At 47.9% G+C, this 20,263-nt stretch carries 20 protein-coding genes; 14 read left to right on the top strand and 6 right to left on the bottom strand.

Annotation, left to right across the window (positions count from 1 at the left end; all coding sequences use genetic code 11):
• Positions 1–29: 29 nt before the first annotated feature.
• The 14 genes from ctaD (at position 30) to gpAD87_RS29560 (ending at position 12,942) form a co-directional block, all read left to right on the top strand.
• The gene (gene ctaD / locus gpAD87_RS29625; RefSeq protein WP_442950751.1) at positions 30–1,880 is read left to right on the top strand and encodes a cytochrome c oxidase subunit I; all 1,851 of its coding nucleotides are present in this window, start codon (positions 30–32) and stop codon (positions 1,878–1,880) included.
• Positions 1,877–2,503 (top strand): cytochrome (ubi)quinol oxidase subunit III, encoded by a 627-nt coding sequence (locus gpAD87_RS29620; protein ID WP_064642486.1) that lies wholly within the window; start codon positions 1,877–1,879, stop codon positions 2,501–2,503. Before ctaD ends, gpAD87_RS29620 begins: the two co-directional genes overlap by 4 nt.
• 3 nt (positions 2,504–2,506) lie before the next feature.
• The gene (locus tag gpAD87_RS29615; RefSeq protein WP_063567899.1) at positions 2,507–2,827 is read left to right on the top strand and encodes a cytochrome C oxidase subunit IV family protein; all 321 of its coding nucleotides are present in this window, start codon (positions 2,507–2,509) and stop codon (positions 2,825–2,827) included.
• Positions 2,828–2,933: 106 nt separating this feature from the next.
• Positions 2,934–3,857 carry a cytochrome c oxidase assembly factor CtaG gene (ctaG, locus tag gpAD87_RS29610; protein ID WP_064642484.1) on the top strand — a complete coding sequence of 308 codons (924 nt, stop codon included), beginning with the start codon at positions 2,934–2,936 and terminating at the stop codon, positions 3,855–3,857.
• Positions 3,858–3,893: 36 nt separating this feature from the next.
• Positions 3,894–4,358 carry a DUF420 domain-containing protein gene (locus tag gpAD87_RS29605; protein ID WP_024632131.1) on the top strand — a complete coding sequence of 155 codons (465 nt, stop codon included), beginning with the start codon at positions 3,894–3,896 and terminating at the stop codon, positions 4,356–4,358.
• A 111-nt stretch (positions 4,359–4,469) separates the two neighbouring features.
• Positions 4,470–4,841 carry a hypothetical protein gene (locus gpAD87_RS29600; protein WP_063567901.1) on the top strand — a complete coding sequence of 124 codons (372 nt, stop codon included), beginning with the start codon at positions 4,470–4,472 and terminating at the stop codon, positions 4,839–4,841.
• A gap of 227 nt (positions 4,842–5,068) precedes the next feature.
• Positions 5,069–5,260 carry a hypothetical protein gene (locus gpAD87_RS32740; protein ID WP_231952942.1) on the top strand — a complete coding sequence of 64 codons (192 nt, stop codon included), beginning with the start codon at positions 5,069–5,071 and terminating at the stop codon, positions 5,258–5,260.
• Positions 5,261–5,422: 162 nt separating this feature from the next.
• A complete protein-coding gene (locus gpAD87_RS29590; RefSeq protein ID WP_082935398.1) occupies positions 5,423–6,238 on the top strand; it encodes a hypothetical protein in 816 nt (271 codons plus the stop codon).
• Positions 6,239–6,330: 92 nt separating this feature from the next.
• The gene (locus gpAD87_RS29585) at positions 6,331–6,720 is read left to right on the top strand and encodes a GntR family transcriptional regulator (RefSeq protein ID WP_064642930.1); all 390 of its coding nucleotides are present in this window, start codon (positions 6,331–6,333) and stop codon (positions 6,718–6,720) included.
• A 15-nt stretch (positions 6,721–6,735) separates the two neighbouring features.
• Positions 6,736–7,632, top strand: a complete 897-nt coding sequence (locus tag gpAD87_RS29580; protein WP_063567903.1) for an ATP-binding cassette domain-containing protein — start codon at positions 6,736–6,738, stop codon at positions 7,630–7,632.
• Positions 7,633–7,652: 20 nt separating this feature from the next.
• A complete protein-coding gene (locus gpAD87_RS29575) occupies positions 7,653–8,555 on the top strand; it encodes an ABC transporter ATP-binding protein (RefSeq protein WP_064642929.1) in 903 nt (300 codons plus the stop codon).
• On the top strand, positions 8,548–9,843 hold the full coding sequence (locus gpAD87_RS29570) for an ABC transporter permease (RefSeq protein ID WP_064642479.1): 1,296 nt from the start codon (positions 8,548–8,550) through the stop codon (positions 9,841–9,843). Before gpAD87_RS29575 ends, gpAD87_RS29570 begins: the two co-directional genes overlap by 8 nt.
• 187 nt (positions 9,844–10,030) lie before the next feature.
• Complete coding sequence (locus gpAD87_RS29565; protein WP_064642477.1) at positions 10,031–11,251, top strand: TraB/GumN family protein; 1,221 nt, start codon at positions 10,031–10,033, stop codon at positions 11,249–11,251.
• 461 nt (positions 11,252–11,712) lie between these two features.
• Entirely contained in the window at positions 11,713–12,942 is a 1,230-nt protein-coding gene (locus tag gpAD87_RS29560; RefSeq protein WP_064642475.1) for a glycosyl hydrolase family 8, read from the top strand.
• A gap of 258 nt (positions 12,943–13,200) precedes the next feature.
• On the opposite strand, the gene gpAD87_RS29555 is transcribed toward gpAD87_RS29560, so the two are convergent.
• The 6 genes from gpAD87_RS29555 to gpAD87_RS29530 form a co-directional block, all read right to left on the bottom strand.
• Positions 13,201–14,526, bottom strand: a complete 1,326-nt coding sequence (locus gpAD87_RS29555) for a 6-phospho-beta-glucosidase (protein ID WP_064642473.1) — start codon at positions 14,524–14,526, stop codon at positions 13,201–13,203.
• A 54-nt stretch (positions 14,527–14,580) separates the two neighbouring features.
• Positions 14,581–15,573, bottom strand: a complete 993-nt coding sequence (locus tag gpAD87_RS29550; RefSeq protein WP_064642471.1) for an N-acetylglucosamine kinase — start codon at positions 15,571–15,573, stop codon at positions 14,581–14,583.
• A gap of 33 nt (positions 15,574–15,606) precedes the next feature.
• Positions 15,607–16,614 carry a LacI family DNA-binding transcriptional regulator gene (locus tag gpAD87_RS29545; RefSeq protein ID WP_064642469.1) on the bottom strand — a complete coding sequence of 336 codons (1,008 nt, stop codon included), beginning with the start codon at positions 16,612–16,614 and terminating at the stop codon, positions 15,607–15,609.
• 131 nt (positions 16,615–16,745) lie between these two features.
• Positions 16,746–18,128, bottom strand: a complete 1,383-nt coding sequence (locus gpAD87_RS29540) for an ABC transporter substrate-binding protein (RefSeq protein ID WP_064642467.1) — start codon at positions 18,126–18,128, stop codon at positions 16,746–16,748.
• A gap of 53 nt (positions 18,129–18,181) precedes the next feature.
• Positions 18,182–19,066, bottom strand: coding sequence for a carbohydrate ABC transporter permease (locus gpAD87_RS29535; protein ID WP_063567787.1), 885 nt, complete (start codon positions 19,064–19,066; stop codon positions 18,182–18,184).
• Positions 19,063–19,920 (bottom strand): carbohydrate ABC transporter permease, encoded by an 858-nt coding sequence (locus gpAD87_RS29530; protein ID WP_063567788.1) that lies wholly within the window; start codon positions 19,918–19,920, stop codon positions 19,063–19,065. The genes gpAD87_RS29535 and gpAD87_RS29530 overlap by 4 nt, the downstream gene beginning before the upstream one ends.
• Positions 19,921–20,263 lie beyond the last annotated feature (343 nt).

Here is a 20,263-nt window from a genome sequence, read left to right as displayed (position 1 = left end):
CTCATAGCGTCAAGCGGTATAGGGGCTTGATGGATTGGATCACCACCGTCGATCACAAAAAAATCGCCGTTCTCTATTTGATTGCGGGTGGATTTTTCTTCGGAATCGGCGGTATTGAAGCCATTTTGATTCGGATTCAGTTAATGAAACCGATGAATGATTTTGTGTCGGCACAGGTCTTCAACGAATTGATTACGATGCACGGAACAACGATGATTTTCCTTGGTGTTATGCCTATTATTTTTGCACTTATGAATGCTGTTGTACCTTTGCAAATTGGGGCACGGGACGTTGCTTTCCCTTTTGTTAACGCGCTTGGTTTCTGGACGTTCCTGTTTGGCGGACTGCTCTTGAACCTGAGCTGGTTGATGGGAGGGGCACCGGATGCCGGCTGGACTTCGTATACGCCACTCTCTGGCAGCGAGTACAGTGGGACGCACGGTGTGGATTTCTACACGATAGGTCTCCAGATCGCCGGTCTAGGGACACTCATCGGGGGCATTAACTTTCTCGCGACCATCATTACGATGCGTGCGCCGGGAATGTCCTATATGCGGATGCCGATGTTTACCTGGACCACATTTATTACATCAGCCATTATCCTTTTTGCATTCCCTGCCATTACGGTAGGACTTGTATTGTTAACGTTTGACCGTATACTGGGAGCCAATTTCTTCGATGTTGCAGGTGGCGGTAACCCGGTACTCTGGCAGCATATCTTCTGGATCTTCGGGCACCCGGAAGTATACATTCTCATCTTGCCGGCATTTGGTATTATCTCGGAGGTTATTCCAACCTTTGCACGTAAAAGATTGTTCGGTTACAGCTCCATGGTGTTTGCAACCATCCTGATCGCCTTCTTAGGATTCATGGTATGGGCGCATCACATGTTTACGACAGGTCTGGGAACAGTCGCCAATGCATTGTTCTCGATCTCAACCATGCTGATTGCTGTACCAACAGGGATCAAAATATTTAACTGGCTCTTTACGATGTGGGGCGGACAGATTCGTTTTACGGCAGCAAACCTGTTTGCTGTTGGATTCGTTCCAACCTTCGTTATGGGCGGGGTTACTGGTGTCATGCTGGCCTCAGCGCCTGCGGATTTCCAGTTCCATGATACGTACTTTGTTGTGGCTCACTTCCATTACGTTATCGTTGGTGGATTGGTGCTAGGTTTGTTCTCGGGACTACATTACTGGTGGCCGAAGATGTTCGGTCGTGTCCTGAGCGAAACGCTCGGGAAGTGGACGTTCTGGACGTTTATGATCGGTTTCCAACTAACGTTCTTTGTACAGCATTTCCTTGGTTTGATGGGGATGCAGCGCCGGATCGTTACATATTTGCCGAATCAGGATTTCGACCTGCTTAACCTGGTCAGCTCGGTTGGTGCATTCCTGATGGGTGTTGGGGTTATCATGTTCCTCGTGAACATCGTGATTACAACGAGAAAACCAGTTGATGCGCCGAATGATCCGTGGGAAGATGGTCGTACGTTGGAATGGTCAATCCCATCTCCCCCACCAGAATACAATTTTAAGCAGACTCCTATGGTACGTGGAATCGATGCGTATTGGAAGGAGAAGATGGCAGGACATACGGAGATGACACCGGCCGAACCTGTTGGTTCGATTCATATGCCGTCAGCCACTCCACTGCCGTTTGTTATGTCCGTCGGTATATTCATTGCGGGACTTGGTCTCATGTTCAGCAAAGATGATTTTGGCAATGCGTTTATGAACGGATTGTTTAACAATTATATTGTAGTCATTATTGGCCTTCTGATTACATTTGGTGCGATGGCGCTGCGGTCACTCTACGATGATCATGGCTGGCATATTGAACCGGAGGATCAGGATGAGAAGGGGGTTAGAACATGACAACTCCACATGCCGATCCGGTAAACGGCAAATTGCCGCATGAGCCGGAGAAAGCAACGCTGGAAGGACGCAACAAGCTTGTCGGCTTCTGGTTGTTCCTTGGCGGCGAGACCGTATTGTTCGGAACCCTCTTCGCAACCTTTTTGGCCCTCCGTGGCCAAACGAATGACGGACCGACGGCGAATGAATTGTTTCATCTGCCACTCGTGGCTGCAGCAACCTTTATTCTCTTAGTCAGCAGTTTGACAAGTGTATTTGCCATCCAGGCTATGCATAAGGGGAAGCGCAATGCTCTTGCTCTCTGGCTTGGCATTACCGTTGTACTGGGTCTTGGATTCCTCGGTCTGGAAATCTACGAGTTCTATGAATATGTGAAACATAAAGAGTTCGGCATGACTACAAGTGCATTCAGTTCAGCGTTCTACACGCTGGTTGGGTTCCACGGAGCTCACGTTGCATTCGGTATTATGTGGATCGGGCTCATTATCGGGCAACTGTTCAGAAAAGGATTAACGGTCGTAACTGCACCTAAAGTATACGTCTCCGCAATGTACTGGCACTTTATTGACGTGGTTTGGGTGTTTATCTTTACGGTCGTGTACCTGCTCGGAAAGGTGGGGTAACACATGTCGGTACAGGATAAGAGTGATCAGCAGCCTGTGAAGCATCGTCACCGGGCGGAAGGTCCACAGAAACACGTTGTTGTTTTTATTTTCTCGATTGTCCTGACGCTAATTGCGTTCGCGGCTGCTGCCGCGGGAGGAGTCAATACGACCTTTACCATTATTATATTGGTGGTTATGGCGATCCTTCAGGTGTTTGTACAGCTCGGTTACTGGATGCACTTGAAGGATAAAGGGCATTTAATGCCGATCCTGTTCATGAGCTTCGGATTTTTCGTAGCTTTTACGTGCATCATTATGGCACTCTATTGGGTTTGGTGGTAAAAGAGATGGCGGCGGCGCAGTGTCGCCGTCTTTTCCCCTTTTAGGCGAATCAATCAGTCAATGGATTCAGGCAACAAATAAATCAGGTCACGGGGAGGTTTCCCGTATGCTCGGGTTGCAATATTTTAGTTTTAACGATTTATGGAGTCCACTTATTATGGCATTGTTTTTGCTCATTGCTGCAGCTTATCTAGTGCTCGTTGGTCCATTCAGTGAGCGGATCAAGGGGGCAGATCAGGCCACGGCTGCACAGAAAATGATGTTTATTACTGGGCTTACCGTGTTGTATCTTGCACAAGCAGGGCCATTCAATCTGCTGGGTCATGTGATGTTCAGCTTCCATATGGTGAGTATGGCTCTGTCCTATCTGGTAGCGCCACCGCTATTGATGAAGGGATTACCCCTCTGGGTATGGCGCGGAATCATCCGGTGGCTGCCGACACGGCAGTTATCTTTTTTGGCTCATCCGATCGTGGCGGCTGTGCTGTTTAACGGGTTGTTCTCGTTATATCATCTACCCGTGGTACATGATTACGTGATGTTAAATTTTACGGTTCACCGTTTGTATTACATTGTACTTTTCATTACTTCCATGCTGATGTGGTGGACGCTGCTCAATCCGTTGCCGGAAGGCAGACAAGCGTCGGGGCTGTCCAAGATTGGTTTTATTTTTCTGAACATGGTGCTTCTGACACCAGCTTGTGGACTGATTATTTTTGCTTCAGAACCCTTGTATGCGACCTACAGCAATCCTGCCGTATGGGCTGAGGCGATGCGGTATTGTGTATCCGGGGATTCCACAGCATTGCTGCGATCGTTCGGTGGACCGGCGTTCTTCAACTTTCTGTCCTCTGCCAAGGAGGATCAGCAGGTGGGTGGTATTTTGATGAAATTCATACAGGAAGGCATCTTCGTCTCCATGCTGGCGTATGTCTTTTTCCAATGGTACCGCAAGGAAAAACGGGAAGATGATGATGATCCGTACCCTGTAGAGAATACGGGAGGACCGCTCAATCCTGCAGCGAAATAACACAAGTTTTGTTTGGACAAGAGGGGGGAACACACGATGGATATGTATTTTCTGCTACCCACGATCAGTACTTCTTTCATTGTGATTAGCGCAGTGCTGGTTGGAATTGGCTGGGTGCTAATTATCCGTGGCAAACGGGAGGCGCACCAAACCGCGATGATTGCAGGGGCCATTGCTGCCCTTCTGTTCTTTGTCATTTATATGTCTCGTACCATCTTTGTCGGGAATACGGCTTGGGGTGGGGACCCGGAAATGGAGATCTTCTATCGAATATTTCTGATCTTTCATATTATCCTTGCCACGGTGGCAGCGGTCTTCGGGATTTCCACTTTGGTGCTTGGGTTCAAAAAGAAATTCAAGACACATCGCCGTTGGGGGAGATTTACATCCATGATCTGGTTTAGCAGTGCTATCACAGGCGTTATTGTATACGTTTTGTTGTACCTGCTGTATCCTGGTGGACACACTCGTCCGGTATGGGAAGTCATTTTGGGTGTTTAATGCAATGAATTGAATTCTTTGAAAATATGAAAATGGATGTATCCACCCGTGGATTGGTCCAAGCTTCCTCTCGCATTCATTCATAGAATGAGTTCGAGAGGGGGAAAACAAATGAAAAAAACAGTCCATGTAAGTCAAACGTATCCACGTCTCACGGTGTATTCAGAAGAGGATTATCGTGGAAGAAGCAGGGTATACCGTGGTAACACGGGTCTCCGTAATCTGGACAACATCCTGGGTGGGGTAGAAAGCCTGCGTTTCTTCTCGACAAGTTCGAATGCAACGTTGGTTGTGTTTACAAGACCTAACTTTCAAGGCGGATTCCGCGTCTTTCGTGGGAACACCAACTTGAGAGATTTGGATGATCTGATTCGTGGCAATGATGTGGAATCTTTGATTTCCACCAATCAACGGCTTACTTTGGACGAAATTCGTGCGATTCGCAGTAATCGCAGCCTGCCAAGTGGCTACAACCTCGTTTAAGGATTAAACCTCTTCAGTATTCAGGTGCCGGGAAACAGGAAAGAGCTGTTCCGAATTGTGTTCGCACAATATCGGATACAGCTCTTTTTTTGGTTTGAGGAGTTATCCTAATCTCCACCACCGCCGCCACTGTCCCCACCACTGTCGTTGCTGGTTCCACTATCGCTACTGTGATGGTGATTAGATCCCGAAAAAGAATCACTGTCATGATGCTTGTAATCGTGTGAATGTTTGGAATGATGAGTGTAGGAGTCATCATTGGTGGTAATGACCGGGTATGCCGGAGAAGAGTCGGTGTAGCCGTTGTTACGCCGCACGCGATGTCTGCCTTTTTTGGCAGAATGCCGTTTGGGTTCGTCGCGAACAATGAGCCAGATGACCACGATAAGGAAGAGGAGCAGAAAGCCGATCTCAATTAGCCAATCAATGGTGAATCAATCCTTTCGATGTCTCTCTCTAGTATCTCTATAAGTTGAATGAATAAAATTACAATGAATCATTGTACATTCAGAATCAAGTTTTATTTTAACGTAACTCGAATACCAATCCATTTGTTCTTCCTGATTCAGGAAAATAAGGGGTTGACGGAACAAGAACGAGGTCTGTATACTGTGTATATTGATATATACAGTAGATACAGTGAGCAATGTGTTCCAATGACAGATGGAAAGGCAGGCAATGATATGAGCGCATGGAAGCAGGCGTGGTGGTTGACCCGTAGTGAGATGAACAAGGATAAGCTCCAATGGCTGTGGACCGCAATTTTTATGATATACACTGGCGGCATGAGTGGTGTGATGTTATTAGGACAACAGAAGACAGAATTCATTAATCCTGTTGTAGATACTTTCTTTTTGATCATGGTGCCATTTCAGGGATTCGTGTTTAGCAGGCGTTCCTTCCGTTACATACAGGAGGATTCCTATACACAGATGTTAGCCTACTATCGCAGACTTCCCATTCCACACGAGACAGTGATGTGGTCGAGACTTCAGCAGGCTCTGATGGCGTTTACGTATAATGGTATCTTTTTCTATGGATCACTGTATGTGGTCGGGTTGCACGAGGAAGGGTTCCGGTGGGATCAGTACCTGGCCTTTGGCATAACTTGTACAGGTTACGGACTTCTCATGACAGGCTTATATATTTACGGAGAGTTTCTGCACAGTGGTAAAAAATATTTGCTTCTCAGTTCACTGTTTTTGCCGCTTACGATCATCCTATCCTTGCTGATCCGAATGTCGGGCAGTTACGGATTTTCGATTGTAATTGATATGAGTAAATCATGGGGGCTGCTTTCCCCGATTATGTGGGTTGCTTTGGTGGCTGGCATAGCGGGATTATGGCTTTTCAGTCGGTTGACGCTGAAGAAACTTTCCAATCGGGATTTGAGTTAACGGTATGAGGGATGAACGCAAAAATGAATACAGGATGAAACCGGCACGGACAGGTAACAGACTGGAGTGTACCGGAGGGCGAGGTGCAAGATGTGAAAATACCCATTCAAATTAATGAAAATAGCGCTGAACCTTTATACCACCAAATTGAAAATCAGTTAAGATCGTTAATTGTTACGGGTCAGTTGGGGGAGGGAACACATTTGCCGTCCATTCGCGAATTCGCCGGATCACTGAATTGCAGTGTTATAACGGTTAGACGGGTCTATCAGGATCTGGAGAATGAAGGGCTGCTTCGTACGAAGCAGGGGACGGGTACATTTGTGGCCCAGGTAGAAGACGGCGACAGAGAAAATTATAGATTGAAGGCCGCGCAGGAAGCGATGCAGGCAGCGGTGCAGTCCGGAAAATCGGTAGGATGTACGGAAGAAGAACTGGAGAGTCTGTTCCGGGAAGTCCTCAAGGCAGTTTACTCGAAGTGAGGGAGTGATTCATACATGGAGCCCATAGCAGTTCAGTTGAACGGCGTATCCAAAATGCGAAAACGCAGAGTTATTGGCCCAATCGATCTGACCATCCCGGAAGGGTATGTAGTTGCTATTCTCGGTCATAACGGTTCAGGTAAAAGCACACTTCTTAACATGCTACAACAAGTGGTACTGCCAGATGCCGGGCAGATTATATGGTTTGGGAAGGAACATGAGGGGCCTCTTCCCATTGAACTGAGACAACAGATCGGTTTTGTGGCTGACAACGCTGGGCTCGAAGAGAACCGGATTACTGCACAGGAAGCAGCTGATTTTCGAGCCTACTGGTACCCCCGTTGGGATATGAAGTTGTTCAACCAACTGATTCACGATATGGAAGTACCTGTTGATGTGAAGCTGAACAAGATGTCCAAGGGAGAGCGACGGAAATTTGAGATCGCTGCTGCAATCGCAGCTCGCCCAAGACTATTGCTTTTGGATGAGCCTTCATCAGGACTGGACCCCTTTGCCTGGAAAGTGATGGTCGAGCAGTTCCGTACCTTCATGGCTGAGGGAGACACTACGATTCTGATTGCCACACATATTGCGGATGAAGTCAAAAGGCTCGCCGATTACATCGTATTGATGCACCGTGGTCAGTCCCTGGGGATGGCCGAGAAAGATATGGTGCTCGATCAGTGGAAAGAAGTCTGGTATGAAGGAGACTTACGACCAGAGAGCATCCCTGGGGTTGTGGAATCTTCTTCTGAAGAGAGAGGGCTGGTTCGCGTCATTACAACCCGGGTCAGCGAAGCGCAGGAAAGGCTGGAGCTGGCAAATAACCGGGTATTGAAAATCCGTAACTTGGAATTGGATGAAGTCTTGGCATTCTGGATTGCCGGGTATGCACCCGTACAGTGGAAATAACCGAAGGGAGACGATAAATGATGAACCGATTGGAATTGAAGCAGGTAGTCAAGCAATATGCAGACAAAACGGCAGTTAATGGTGTGACGCTTAATGTACAAGAAGGGGAGATTTACGGTCTGCTCGGAGCCAACGGCGCTGGTAAAACAACAACGATGCGTATGGTGCTTGGGCTAATCCACCCGGACGGGGGAAGTATCCAGTACAACGGCAAACCCTATAGCAAAGAATTGCAGCAGATTATGGGATATCTTCCGGAAGAGCGCGGTTTGTACCCGAAGGTAAAGGTCAGTGAACAGATCAACTATCTGGCCCGTCTGCGCGGCATGAATGGAAAGGATGCGGATCAGAGCCTGAAGTATTGGTTGGACCGATTCGAAGTGCCGGAGTATTACGACAAGAAGATTGAGGAACTATCCAAAGGGAATCAGCAAAAGATGGGCTTTATTGCCGCAGTGGTTCACAGACCGCAAATTCTCATTCTGGATGAAGCCTTCAGCGGACTTGATCCGGTCAACGTGGAATTGCTGAAATCCACGGTGAAGGAGTTGCGAGACGAAGGCACAGCCATTCTGTTTTCAACACACCGCATGGAGCACGTCGAAGAATTATGTCGTCAGATAACAATCCTGCATCGCTCCAACACCGTTGTACAGGGAGAGATTAAGGAGATCAAGAGCCGTTATCCACGTGAGCATGTGTTCCTGAGCACCACGGGTAATGTGGGCGGTCTGGAACAGCTGCCGGGTGTGAAAAAGGTAGAGCAAAATGAGCGTGGATACCTGATCCATATTGGTCAGATGGAAGCAGCTCAGGAAATTCTGAGAGCAGCCATGGCTCAGACGACCGTTGAACATTTTGAAATCAAGGAACCAACGCTTAACCAAATCTTTATTCGTGAGGTAGGTGAGTCGAATGAATAAAATGGGGACAATTATCGGATTTACGTTCAAAAACAAAGTGAAAACGAAGTCTTTCATGGTAACGACTATTGTACTTGCACTTTTAATTACGATTGGACTCAATATTCCATATTTCATTACCTTATTTAATGGTGGTCCCATCGGTGGAGGTTCGAGCACGAATCCGGTAAATATCGGTCTGCTGAGTAAAGGACAAACGGAGGTAGCCGAGAAGCTGGAGACATACTCCTCCGCACAAGGCAACCAGACGTATCGTTTTGTTAACGACGCGAGTAAAGGTGAAGCGGCACTCAAAGCCGATGTGGAGTCGGAGCTTTTGGATGGGTACCTGAAGTTTGAACCTGTTGCGGGGCAAGATTTCCCACAACCTGTTTTGTACTCAAGTGAAGATATCTCCCCGCAGGTTATAGCACCCATTGAAGCTGCACTGCAAATTGTGAAGCTGGATGTCGTGGTGAAGGATACACTCACGGCGGAACAAAAACAGCTCATCAGTACCCCGGTAAAACTGACAGAGCAAAACCTGGATTCTGGCCAAAGCGGAGCTGCAGCGGAGTCGGAAGGTACCATGAGTGGCATTAACTACATTGTGGTATATCTGCTGATTATCCTGTTGTTCACATCAACGATGATGACAGGTAATATGATTGCTTCCGAGATTACGGCCGAGAAGAGCTCGCGTATTATGGAGATTTTGATTACGAGTGTATCTCCGCTCAGTCAGATGTTTGGTAAAATCATCGGTATTTTCATGGTAGGTCTGTTGCAAATCGGTATCTTCGGTGCAGTAGTTGCTGGTAATATGCTGTTACCGCATAACCGCGATGTATTGAGTGATTTCAACATGAACCTGGGTGATGTGAACGTCGCAGTCATTGTATATGGACTCATCTTCTACATTCTGGGTTACTTCCTGTATGCGGTGATGTTCGCGGCCATTGGTTCGATGGTGAGTCGGACAGAAGAACTGGGTCAGGCCGTATTGCCGATTACGATGTTGTCCCTGGTTTCCTTCTATATTGCAATTTTCAGTATTGCTACACCGAACATCCTGTTATTGAAAGTAGCAAGCTTCATTCCGTTCACATCGCCAACGGCAATTCTGGTACGGATTGGGGCAGGCGTTGCGCCAACTTGGCAGATCTGGACGTCCCTGGCCATTCTCGTGGTATCGATTATGATCTTTGGCTGGCTCGCAGCGAAAATCTATCGTACAGGTGTGCTGATGTATGGTAAACGCCCAACGTTCAAGGAATTGTTCAAAGCGATGAAGGCTTATAAGATCTAATCCAAGTTTACGAACACGACGTTATTAGTGGTTCAATAGAACCTTCATGATTCAGAACAGAATTGGCTTGAGTAATTAAAGCAGAGAAGGTGCTATGCAATAGAGAGGAGCACCTTCTCTGCTTAATTCATAATAATCCAAATATCTTTATTCAAATTACTATATTGCTTAAAGGAGAATACATAATATGAAAAACTGGAAACGCATGCTCTTGTCTCTAACTATTTCGGTTGGTTTGCTCGCATCCGCAGTACCGGCTATGGCCTCTCCGCAAGAGACATCGGTAAAGGTGAATGACGAAACGGTTGAATACACGGTGGGTGCACCGATTAACGATAAAGGAACAACACTTGTGCCGCTTCGCTCCACGCTGGACGCAATGGACGTAAAGCTGACGGCAGCAACAGATGATACGATTACAGCCGTCGTTAACGGCAAAACGATTACTTTGAAGAGCAAGCTTACGCGTATTAATGGCGTAACATATGCGCCGATTCGCATTGTAGGGGATGCAACTGGTTATGAGGTCCGTTGGGATGCTGCTACACGCACAGTGCTGCTGGTTTCCAAAGGTGGCGAAACAGAAACTGTTCAAACCGGTGGACGTGGCTTCATGTGGGAAGTCGAAAGCAACGGTAACACCGTGTACCTGGTAGGTTCTATGCATATTGCGGATGAAAGCTTTTATCCATTGCGTAAGGAGTTTGAAGAAGCCTTTGCCGAGGCGGATTACCTAGGCGTAGAGATCGATATCAGCAAAGCGGCTGAAGAAGCGCAGCAGAAGATTGTTCTGGATCTGGGCTCGTATCAGGATGGCACAACACTGAAAGATCACATCTCCAGCGAGACATATACTCAACTGGGCAATATTTTGAAGCAAAGTGGATTGGAGCCTAATGCACTGGATACCTTTAAGCCTTGGGTAGTAGAGAGCACATTAGCCAGTCTCAAGTCTATGAAAGCGGGCTATGAAGCTTCTGCGGGGGTTGATCTGTACTTCATACAGAAGGCAATTGAGCGCAAACTTCCGGTGATCGAGTTGGAATCCTATGAATCTCAATTGGGAATGCTCAATGACTTCTCTAAGGAGCTGCAAGAGAAAACATTGAAAGCGACTTTGGACAATTTCGATGTGTTGGATGACAGCGTGAATCAAATGGCCGAAATGTGGAAGACAGGGAATGACGAGCAACTACTGGAGCTGACGAACAGCTTCTCTGATGACGAAGAATACAACAAAGCAATGCTAATCGACCGTAATGTGGGAATGGCTGATAAGATCGATGGTTACCTGAAAAACGGCAAGGGTGAAGAGTACTTCATCGTGGTTGGTGCAGCGCACTACTTGGGCGATCATGGGATCGTGAAGTTGCTGAAAGATAAAGGATACACAGTGGTACGAAAATAAAAGAATTATAGCTCCTTATATGGGAGTCTGGTATTCTTCCCACATGGTAGACAATAGTGAAAAAAGAGATCGTATAAAAATCCCTTCAAGCACTGGAAGCTTGAGGGGGATTTTTATATGCCTGCGAAGAAAGGAGTAGTCATCCATACGTGAGTGAATGAAGGCTTGATATTAATTAGGGTAAGAAACCCCCGTGCATTGATTCCCGTTTTTTTTACTGTAAAATGTCGATTCAGGACTTTAGAAGCAATCTCAGAAATGTCTATTTACAAATAATAGAAGAACAATTAAAATAAATGTAAGCGTTTTAAAAGTTAAAGCGCTTTAACTTTAAGGCGGAGGTGATTGTGTCTCGCGAGTATCGAATCATGGTTTCTCCATCAAGATGCTGCATTGAATTTTAGGCTTAAAGGTTATGTCATGGATCAAAACCCATTTGGACCTAAAAGGAGCGTAAATTTATGAGAAAAAATAGGGGATTTTCAGTTAGCAGCAAGGCTGTTATGATGTGTTGTCTCGCTTTTCTTCTGATTCCGGCGAGCTTTGCTTTCGCCGCTCCAAACAAGCCGTTTCCGCAGCACACGACATATACCAGCGGCTCGATCAAGCCTAACCATGTTACGCAAAGTGCGATGGATAGCTCCGTGAAAGCGAAATGGGACAGCTGGAAATCGGCTTATCTGAAAACGGCGGGCACAGGCAAGTATTATGTGAAGTATCAGTCCAACGGGGATACCGTATCTGAGGCACACGGGTACGGAATGCTGGCAACGGTTATAATGGCCGGTTATGACGGTAATGCGCAGACCTATTTCGACGGACTTTATCAATATTATAAAGCGCATCCGAGCGCCAACAATTCGAAATTGATGGCATGGAAACAAAACAGCAGCTTCCAGAACATTGAAGGCGCCGACTCGGCCACGGATGGAGACATGGACATTGCTTATTCGCTCCTGCTTGCGGACAAGCAGTGGGGTAGCAGCGGCAGTATCAACTACCTTCAGGCCGGTAAGGACATCATCAATGCCATCATGCAAAGTGACGTGAATCAGTCCCAATGGACGCTGCGTCTTGGCGACTGGGCAACGGATAATACGTTCAAAAATGCTACCCGTCCATCGGACTTTATGCTGAATCACTTGAAGGCGTTCCAGGCAGCAACGGGTGATGCCAAATGGGCGAACGTGATCGACAAAACCTATACCATTGTCAACTCCTTATACAACGGGTACAGCTCATCAACCGGATTGCTTCCAGACTTCGTCGTTCTGTCGGGCTCGACGTACAAGCCAGCTTCAGCCGATTTTCTGGAAGGGGCGAACGACGGCAGCTACGATTACAATTCGTGTCGTACGCCTTGGCGGATCGCAACGGATTACCTGATGACTGGTGACAGCCGGGCACTCAGTCAGCTCAATCAAATGAATAGCTGGATCTCAACCAAAGTAAGCGGTAATCCTAGCAACGTAAAGGATGGTTATAAACTCAACGGCACGGTTACAGGTTCCGGCGGCAGCGGCGCGTTCTATGCACCGTTTGGTGTCAGCGCTATGACTTCGTCCACGAACCAAAACTGGCTGAATTCCGTCTGGACCAAAACGGTCGGCAGCTCCAATGAAGGCTACTATGAAGACAGCATCAAGCTGTTCTCCATGATCGTGATGTCCGGCAACTGGTGGACATACTAAGCAACTTATAATCCGATGATTGCTCATATGCAAGCAGGCCGGGAGATTAGCTCCCGGCCTGCTTTTTTTATGGATGGAGCTAGACTAGGGAGAATGTATTTAATGATTGATTTAAGAAAGCCTTATAGATGGCAAATGCCTAGAAACGACAATCCGCCATATCTCAGGAAATCCTGGGATATGGCGGTTTCGTTTAATGTGAAAGTACGTCGATAGACGTTTTTCTTATGGTATCAGGACGAATGGATGATAGCCGAATTATGCTTTAGCTGCAGATTCAGTAAAGAACTGCGGCAAATATTCCTTGTTGGCTTCGAGCATTTCATCCAGCATCTGAATCGCCACTTCGACCGAAGGGACCAAAGGATGATGGGCCAATGCCTGTATGGCCAATCCACGATCGCCGGTCACGGCAGCATCGATGGCGAGGCGCTCATAGGTTTTAACCGCATGGATCAGTCCAACGGCCATTGGAGGAACCTTGGTCAACGGCAGGGGCAGTGGACCGGTTTTGGTGACCACGCAGTTGACTTCAATGCTGGCATCGTCTGGCAGGAAATCAATGATACCTTGATTGGCTACGTTCAACGTCTGAATGTCATTCGTTCCGTTGTATAGTGAGCGCATTAGGTTCACGGCAGCTTCGGAATAGAAGGCGCCGCCCCGCTGTTCCAGCTGTTTCGGTTTATCTTTCAGGTTCGGGTCATTGTAAAGCTCGAAAAGTTCTTCTTCGACGCGTTTAACCACTTCCGCACGGTTACCACCTGATTGTAAGGATTCCAGCTGCTCTTCGAGCATGGCGTCGGTCATATAGAAATATTTTAAATAGTAAGAAGGCAGGGCATGCAGGGATTGGAGGAATTCCGGATTCCATTCCCGTGCAGGCACGTTCTTCGCGCTGTAACCGGCCGTATCGGCCAGCATGTCATCCAGTTTGTCTTCTCCGTTCACATCAATACGCGTAATCCAGTGGAGATGGTTCAGGCCAACAAACTCGGCATAGATGCGGTCCGCTTCTACGCCGTATTTGGCCGAAGCCTGCTTGATTAGGCCGATCGGCGCATTACAGAGACCAATGCTTTTAACGTTGGAATACTTCAGAATGGCTTCCGTGACCATACCCGCCGGATTCGTAAAGTTCAGCAGCCAGGCATTAGGAGCGAGTTCTTCAATATCACGGCAGATATCAAGCAGGACCGGAATCGTCCGCAGCGCCTTCATCATGCCTCCGGGACCGGTTGTTTCCTGACCGATCACGCCGTATTTCAGGGGAATGGATTCATCGCGGCCACGGGCGTCAAGCATACCGACACGCATTTGAGTGCTGACGAAGTCCGCACCCTTGATGGCTTCGCGGCGGTCGAACGTCAAATGAACTTCAATCGGCAGACCCGATTTCTCCACCATGCGTTTGGCCAAGTTTCCGACAATATTCAGTTTGCGTTCTCCCGGCTCAATATCTACCAACCACAGCTCTCGTACAGGAAGCTCGGCATGATGGAGGATGAACCCCTCAACGAGCTCCGGAGTATAGGAAGATCCACCGCCGATTACCGCTATTTTTAGCCCTTGTTCATATGCCATTTTGCACACTCCAGTCTTTTAAGAATTTTTTATGATGACAGTGTTTATAGACGTTTATCTTGTTGTTTGCTTAATATGTTCGAAGTCACGGAAGGCCCTCATTTTGTCATATACATCCTGGCTTACCGCATGTCCGGCCGCATCCATAGCAGACCATAAGGCACCGACAACAGGCTCGGTGGCCAACGTTACGATGGTCGCATTTGGAGCGATGGTTGCAACAGTCTGTTCAATTTTGCTGCGAATCCAGCCACGATCTCCCCTTGTTAGCAGACTTCCTGCTAGTATAACGTCAAAGGCGTCCTTTTCCATTCCAAGTTTATGGATAACCGCAGCTGCTGATTTGCCAAGCTCTACGCCTTGACGGTTCAGAATTTCCAGAGCTACAGCATCGTCCTCTGCGGCAGCTTCAAATAGCAGCTTTGCTACATGGACAGGCACATGCTTGCCGTGATCCTGAAAGTCATCGAACATATCGCTGACACTGTCATATCCAAGGAAGTTAAGCAGCAGGGGACTCAGGAGCGTTGGCTGCTCACGGCCGTCCCAAGAACGGATGACAGAGCGGAACACCTCAATATTGAGGGAACCGCCACCGCCGAAATCACCGTACATATAATCAAAACCACCGACCTGTACATGTTCTCCTGCCGGATTGCGGCCTGCGGAGTTGGTGCCTGTGCCGCAGATCAGCGCGACCCCGTAAGGCCGGTTCGTACCTGCGCGCAGACCGATTATCGTGTCACAGTTAATCGAGTAATTCTGGGTGAATCCGATTCCTTGAACCAGAGGGTGCAGGATTCGGTAATCTACCTCCCGATCTGCGCCTGCAAGTCCGAAATAGGTGTGCGAAATTTCATGAATCCGCAGTCCTGCTTCGTTTAGAGCTCCTTCTGCAGCTTCCCGTATGCTTTGTGCGGCCAAGGCGCGGTCAATCTGGTGATTGCCGTTGCCGCCCACGCCTTTGCCAAGCACATTGCCGAAGTCATCGGTCAGCAGGGCGTATGTTTTTGTTCCTCCCCCATCGATTCCCAAGTAGTAAGCCAATGGTCGTCACTCCTATATATAAGGTTATATTTTTTATCCGGTTGTACCTTTTGTTGGTGATCCAGTAGATTCTCTCACGATGAGTTCAGGATCGATTCTTACATTAGCCCCGCGTTTCATCGTACCGTCCATGCGTTTCAACAGCATATCCGCAGCGGCGACCCCAATGCGGTCGGCAGGCTGCCGGACCGTTGTCAGATGGGGGTGCAGCTTGGATGAAATATACTGATCGTCATAGCCGACGATAGCTACCTGTTCAGGCACCTTGATGCCTTCTTCCGTGAGGGCGTTCACGACCCCAAGCGCAATATGGTCATCGCCCGCGAACACCGCGGAAGGCAGGCGTCCCTCACGCAGCCATTTGCGGCAGATGTCATAACCAAAATCGATTTCGAAATCGCCCGTGATCATTTCAAATGGAGCCAGATCTTTTTCCTTAAGTGCCTGCAGGAAACCGCTGCGACGCTCTCTCGTACTGCGGAACATATTCTGTCCGCTTAAGTGCGCGATGGAGGTATGGCCGAGATCAAGCAGATGCTTCGTAGCGGCATAGCCACCTTTGTAGTTATCGATCGTTACCGAAAAAGTATCATTCTCCGGCTTCTGATTGTCGATGAGGACATAAGGAATATTGCGCCGCTTCAGTTCCACGATGTAGTTATCCTCTTCCATCGGCGAGAGCAGAATAAGTCCGTCTACCCGGTCCTCCTGGATCAGGTAATGGGTTTCATCGGAGCCAATGCCGGTAGAGACCGAAACGGCAAGAAAATAGCCATGAAGTGCAAGCACTTCGTTCAGCTCTTTAACGACGGTGTCGAAGAAGGAGTCCTGAAGAGTGGTCATAATCAAGCCGACGATTCCTGTCTTACCGCGGGCTAAACTCCGCGCAGCAGCGTTGGGATGGTAATCGAGTTCCTTGATGGCTTCCAGAACCTTTTGCCTATTTTTCTCTCGCACGGATTCGGCACCGTTTAAGACGCGTGAGACCGTTACGACGGACAGCCCTGATTTCTTTGCAACATCAAATATACTAACCTTCATTGTTTATTCTCCTTGCGGCAGATTTTCCGTACTTTATATTGACTTAACATTAGTATACATGTACGGAGGCTTAGCCGCGAAGCTAATTTGATAGATGCACCGCCCCTTTCGGGACGGCACAATGTCTAGCGTTACCGTTTGATAATTTCCATGACCTTTTTCTGAATCGTCGGCATCACTTCTTCAACGGTGTTGTGTCCGGTATCGATCGGCTGCATCTCATTAATGAACATGTCGTTGATCTGAGAATAGTGGGTGATCAGGTGGTTATAGGATTCAAAGCCGTATTTCACAGCGCCTTCGTAAACCTTCTTCACATCTGCCGCATCGATGCCATCAAAATGCTTGTAATAGGTTTCGGCTGCCTTCGTATTCACTGGAGGGTTACCACCGCTCAGGTCGATGGATTTTTCCTGAATTTCGTCGCTGACCAGATACTTGATCCATTCAAAAGCTTCCTTCGGATGTTTGGAGCCCTTCAGAATCAAGAGCGGATCGACGAACAGCACGCTGCGGACCTTGTCATTGCCGCCGGCAGGCACTGCAGCTACGCCAACCTTGAAAGGGAAGTCATTGGAGCCCGCAAGGCTCCATGAGCCGCTGACAGTCATACCCACCTTGCCAGTTACGAACGCATCGCCGTTTTGCCCCGCTACGCTTTTGCTCCATTCCGTTGTCGGAGATACTTTATCTTTTAAGATCAGGTTGAACAGCTTGTTATAAGCTGCGATGACTTCAGGCGAATCAAAATGAGTCTCAGATGGTACGCCGCCGTTCGTCCAGGTATCCTGGGAGTAGGGTTCAGCTCCGAAATAGAGCGGGCGCATATCGCGCTCGGACCATGTGAAGTCAACGCCATATTGAGTTTTGGCAATATCATTGGATACATGCGTCATTTTCTTCGCGTCTTCGACCATTTTGTCAAACGTCCAGCTCTTGTCCTCGTAATCGCTTGGAGGATAAGCAACGTTAGCAGCATCGAACATGTCTTTGTTGTAGAGCATCAGAGAGACGTACATGTTGACCGGAATACCGTAGACTTGGTCTTTGACGGTGTAGATTTTCATAAGATCATCCGGGATGTTGTAGTCGGACGCCTTAAATCCGTCTTCCTTAATAATGTCGTTCATATCAAGCAGCATGTCTTTGTTGTAATACTCTGCAAAACCGCCGTATCCATAATGGCTTGTGACGTCAGGCGATTTGCCCCCGGCAATCAGTGTTTGGAGTTTACTGTCGAACTGCTCGTAAGGAGCTTTCTCGATTTTTACCTTAATATTTGGATGTTGGGCTTCAAAATCCGGAACGAGCTTTTCGATAAAGGTGCGATCCTCGGAATCGATGGTGTAGTGCGTTATGGTTACTTGCCCACCTGAGTTAGCGCTATCGCCATCGTTACCGGGTACGACATCTCCCGCTGATTTGCCGCCACTACAGCCGGACAATGCCAATACGATGAGCATGCTGGTCGCAAGCAAAAGTGTAAAAGACTTTTTGATCCTTATCGTTTTCATGAATTACAGTCCCCCATATATTCAAGTTTTTTGCCGCCCCTGCGGCGGAGTCTTTACTTGATGCCTGTAAGTACAATTCCTTCTACAAACCGCTTCTGGGCTATCGCAAACAGAGTCACGATCGGCAGCATGGCGAGCACAGAGGCAACCATGAGCAGATGCCACGGCGGAATTCGGAAACGCGAAGATGTGAAGGAAGACATACCGACCGGAAGCGTAAACTTATCCGATGAGCTTAAATAGAGCACAGGTGTCAAAAGGTCGTTCCAGCTGTAAATGAAGGCAAAGATCGCAACGGTTGCAAGTGCTGGACCAGACAGAGGCAAAGCGATTTGTCTCCACATCCGGAACTCGCTGCAGCCATCGATGCGTCCAGCGTCAAACAGCTCATCCGGCAGCGTGGTAAAGAACTGTCGCAGCAAAAAGATGTTGTATGCTGAACCGAAAAACGCAGGGACAATCAGCGGCAGGAAGGTATCGATCCAGTTCAGCTTTGAAAAGAGAATGAACTGTGGGATCATAATCGCTGGATATGGAAGCATCATGGTGCTGAGCATGAGCATGAACCACAAGTTGCTGCCCTTGCCCCGATATCTGGCGAAGCCATAGCCTGCAAGCGCCGACGAAAACAGGGTGCCAACAACAGTCAAAATGCCGATAATGAGACTGTTCATATACATTTGACCGAAGTTCAGCGTGTCGAAAATTTCTCTGTAGTTACTCCACTGCCAGGACTCCGGCAGAAAGGTCGGAGGAAACGTCAGCAGTTCCTTCTTCGATTTCAGTGAGGTCGAGACCATGAAAAACAGAGGGAGGAGCATGAGAAAGGTGGTGACCACCAGGGCAATGAAGCTGGCAATGCTAACTGCATCGATTTTGCGCCGGCGTTTATTCACAGAAGGTGAAGCCCCTGGGCCGGCAGTCGGAATCGTACTCATTTGCGTCCGCCTCCTTCATAGTGAACATAACGGTTTGAGAGTTTAATAATGAGCGCTGTAAACGCCATGACGACGATCAGCAGCACCCAAGCGAGTGCCGAGGAGTAGCCCGCTCTGTATTCCTTGAAGGCGCTGGTGTACAGGTTGTAAACGTAGAACCAGGTCGAGTAGTTTGGACCCCCTTGGGTCATTACATACGCCTGCGTAAATACTTGGAAGGAATCAATGACGCCCATAATCAGTTGGAACAAAAGTACCGGTGAAATCATGGGCAGCGTTACGTTCAGGAAAATCCGGAAACGTCCCGCACCGTCAAGCTTGGCGGCTTCCACGAGGCTTGAAGGAACGCCCTGAAGTCCCGCAAGGAACAAAATCATGCCTGAGCCCACCGTCCAGAAGGACATAATCATCAGAGCGTAAAGCGCATAATCGGGGCTCATGAGCCAGGCTGGGCCGCTAATGCCGAACCAGGACAGCACGTAATTGAACAGACCGATCGATGGATTGAAAATCCAGTACCATAGCAAGGACATGGCGACGCCGGATACCATGCTCGGAAAATACATGGCCGTGCGGAAAAATCCGCGAAACGGTATTTTCGCATTGAGCAGGAGAGCAAATCCCAGTGCCAGCAGCAGCTGGATCGGTACACTGATAAATGTATAGCGTACCGTTACGACAACAGATTTCCAAAATAGGTCATTTTGAAACATTTCTTTGTAATTCGCGAGTCCGACATATTTCGGCGGGTGGATAATGTCATAGTCCGTGAAGCTGTAATAAAGGGATGACAGAATCGGATACAAGGCAAACACGAAGAAACCGATAAGCCATGGAGAGATGAAGAGGTACATGTAAAATGTCTGCCGCCGGCTTTCGCGATGGGTCACATAAACACCAACCTTTCTATTTGATATAAAGTTATAACGCTTTAACTTTCGTAGTTGAGTTTCCCCGAAATGAAAAGGTTTCATGTGATGTTATGTAATTGAAAGTTAAAGTGCTTTAACTTTATTATCCGGACTGATGAGATTATCATAGTGGATGGTTTCTCAATTATCAACCCTTTTTTTGGATAGTTGAAAGCGCTACCTTCATTGGTGCTTCGGAAGTTCTTTCAAAACGCCTGGCAAAAGGCTGATATAGATAGGTTTGGGTGAATATTCAAGCCCTCGGAAATTAAAGATATTTCTTTGG

The organism is Paenibacillus sp. AD87 (assembly GCF_001659845.1).
GTDB lineage: Bacteria > Bacillota > Bacilli > Paenibacillales > Paenibacillaceae > Paenibacillus > Paenibacillus marchantiae.
The sequence above is the reverse complement of the archived record's forward strand: the minus strand, read 5'-3'. Positions and strand labels throughout refer to the sequence as shown.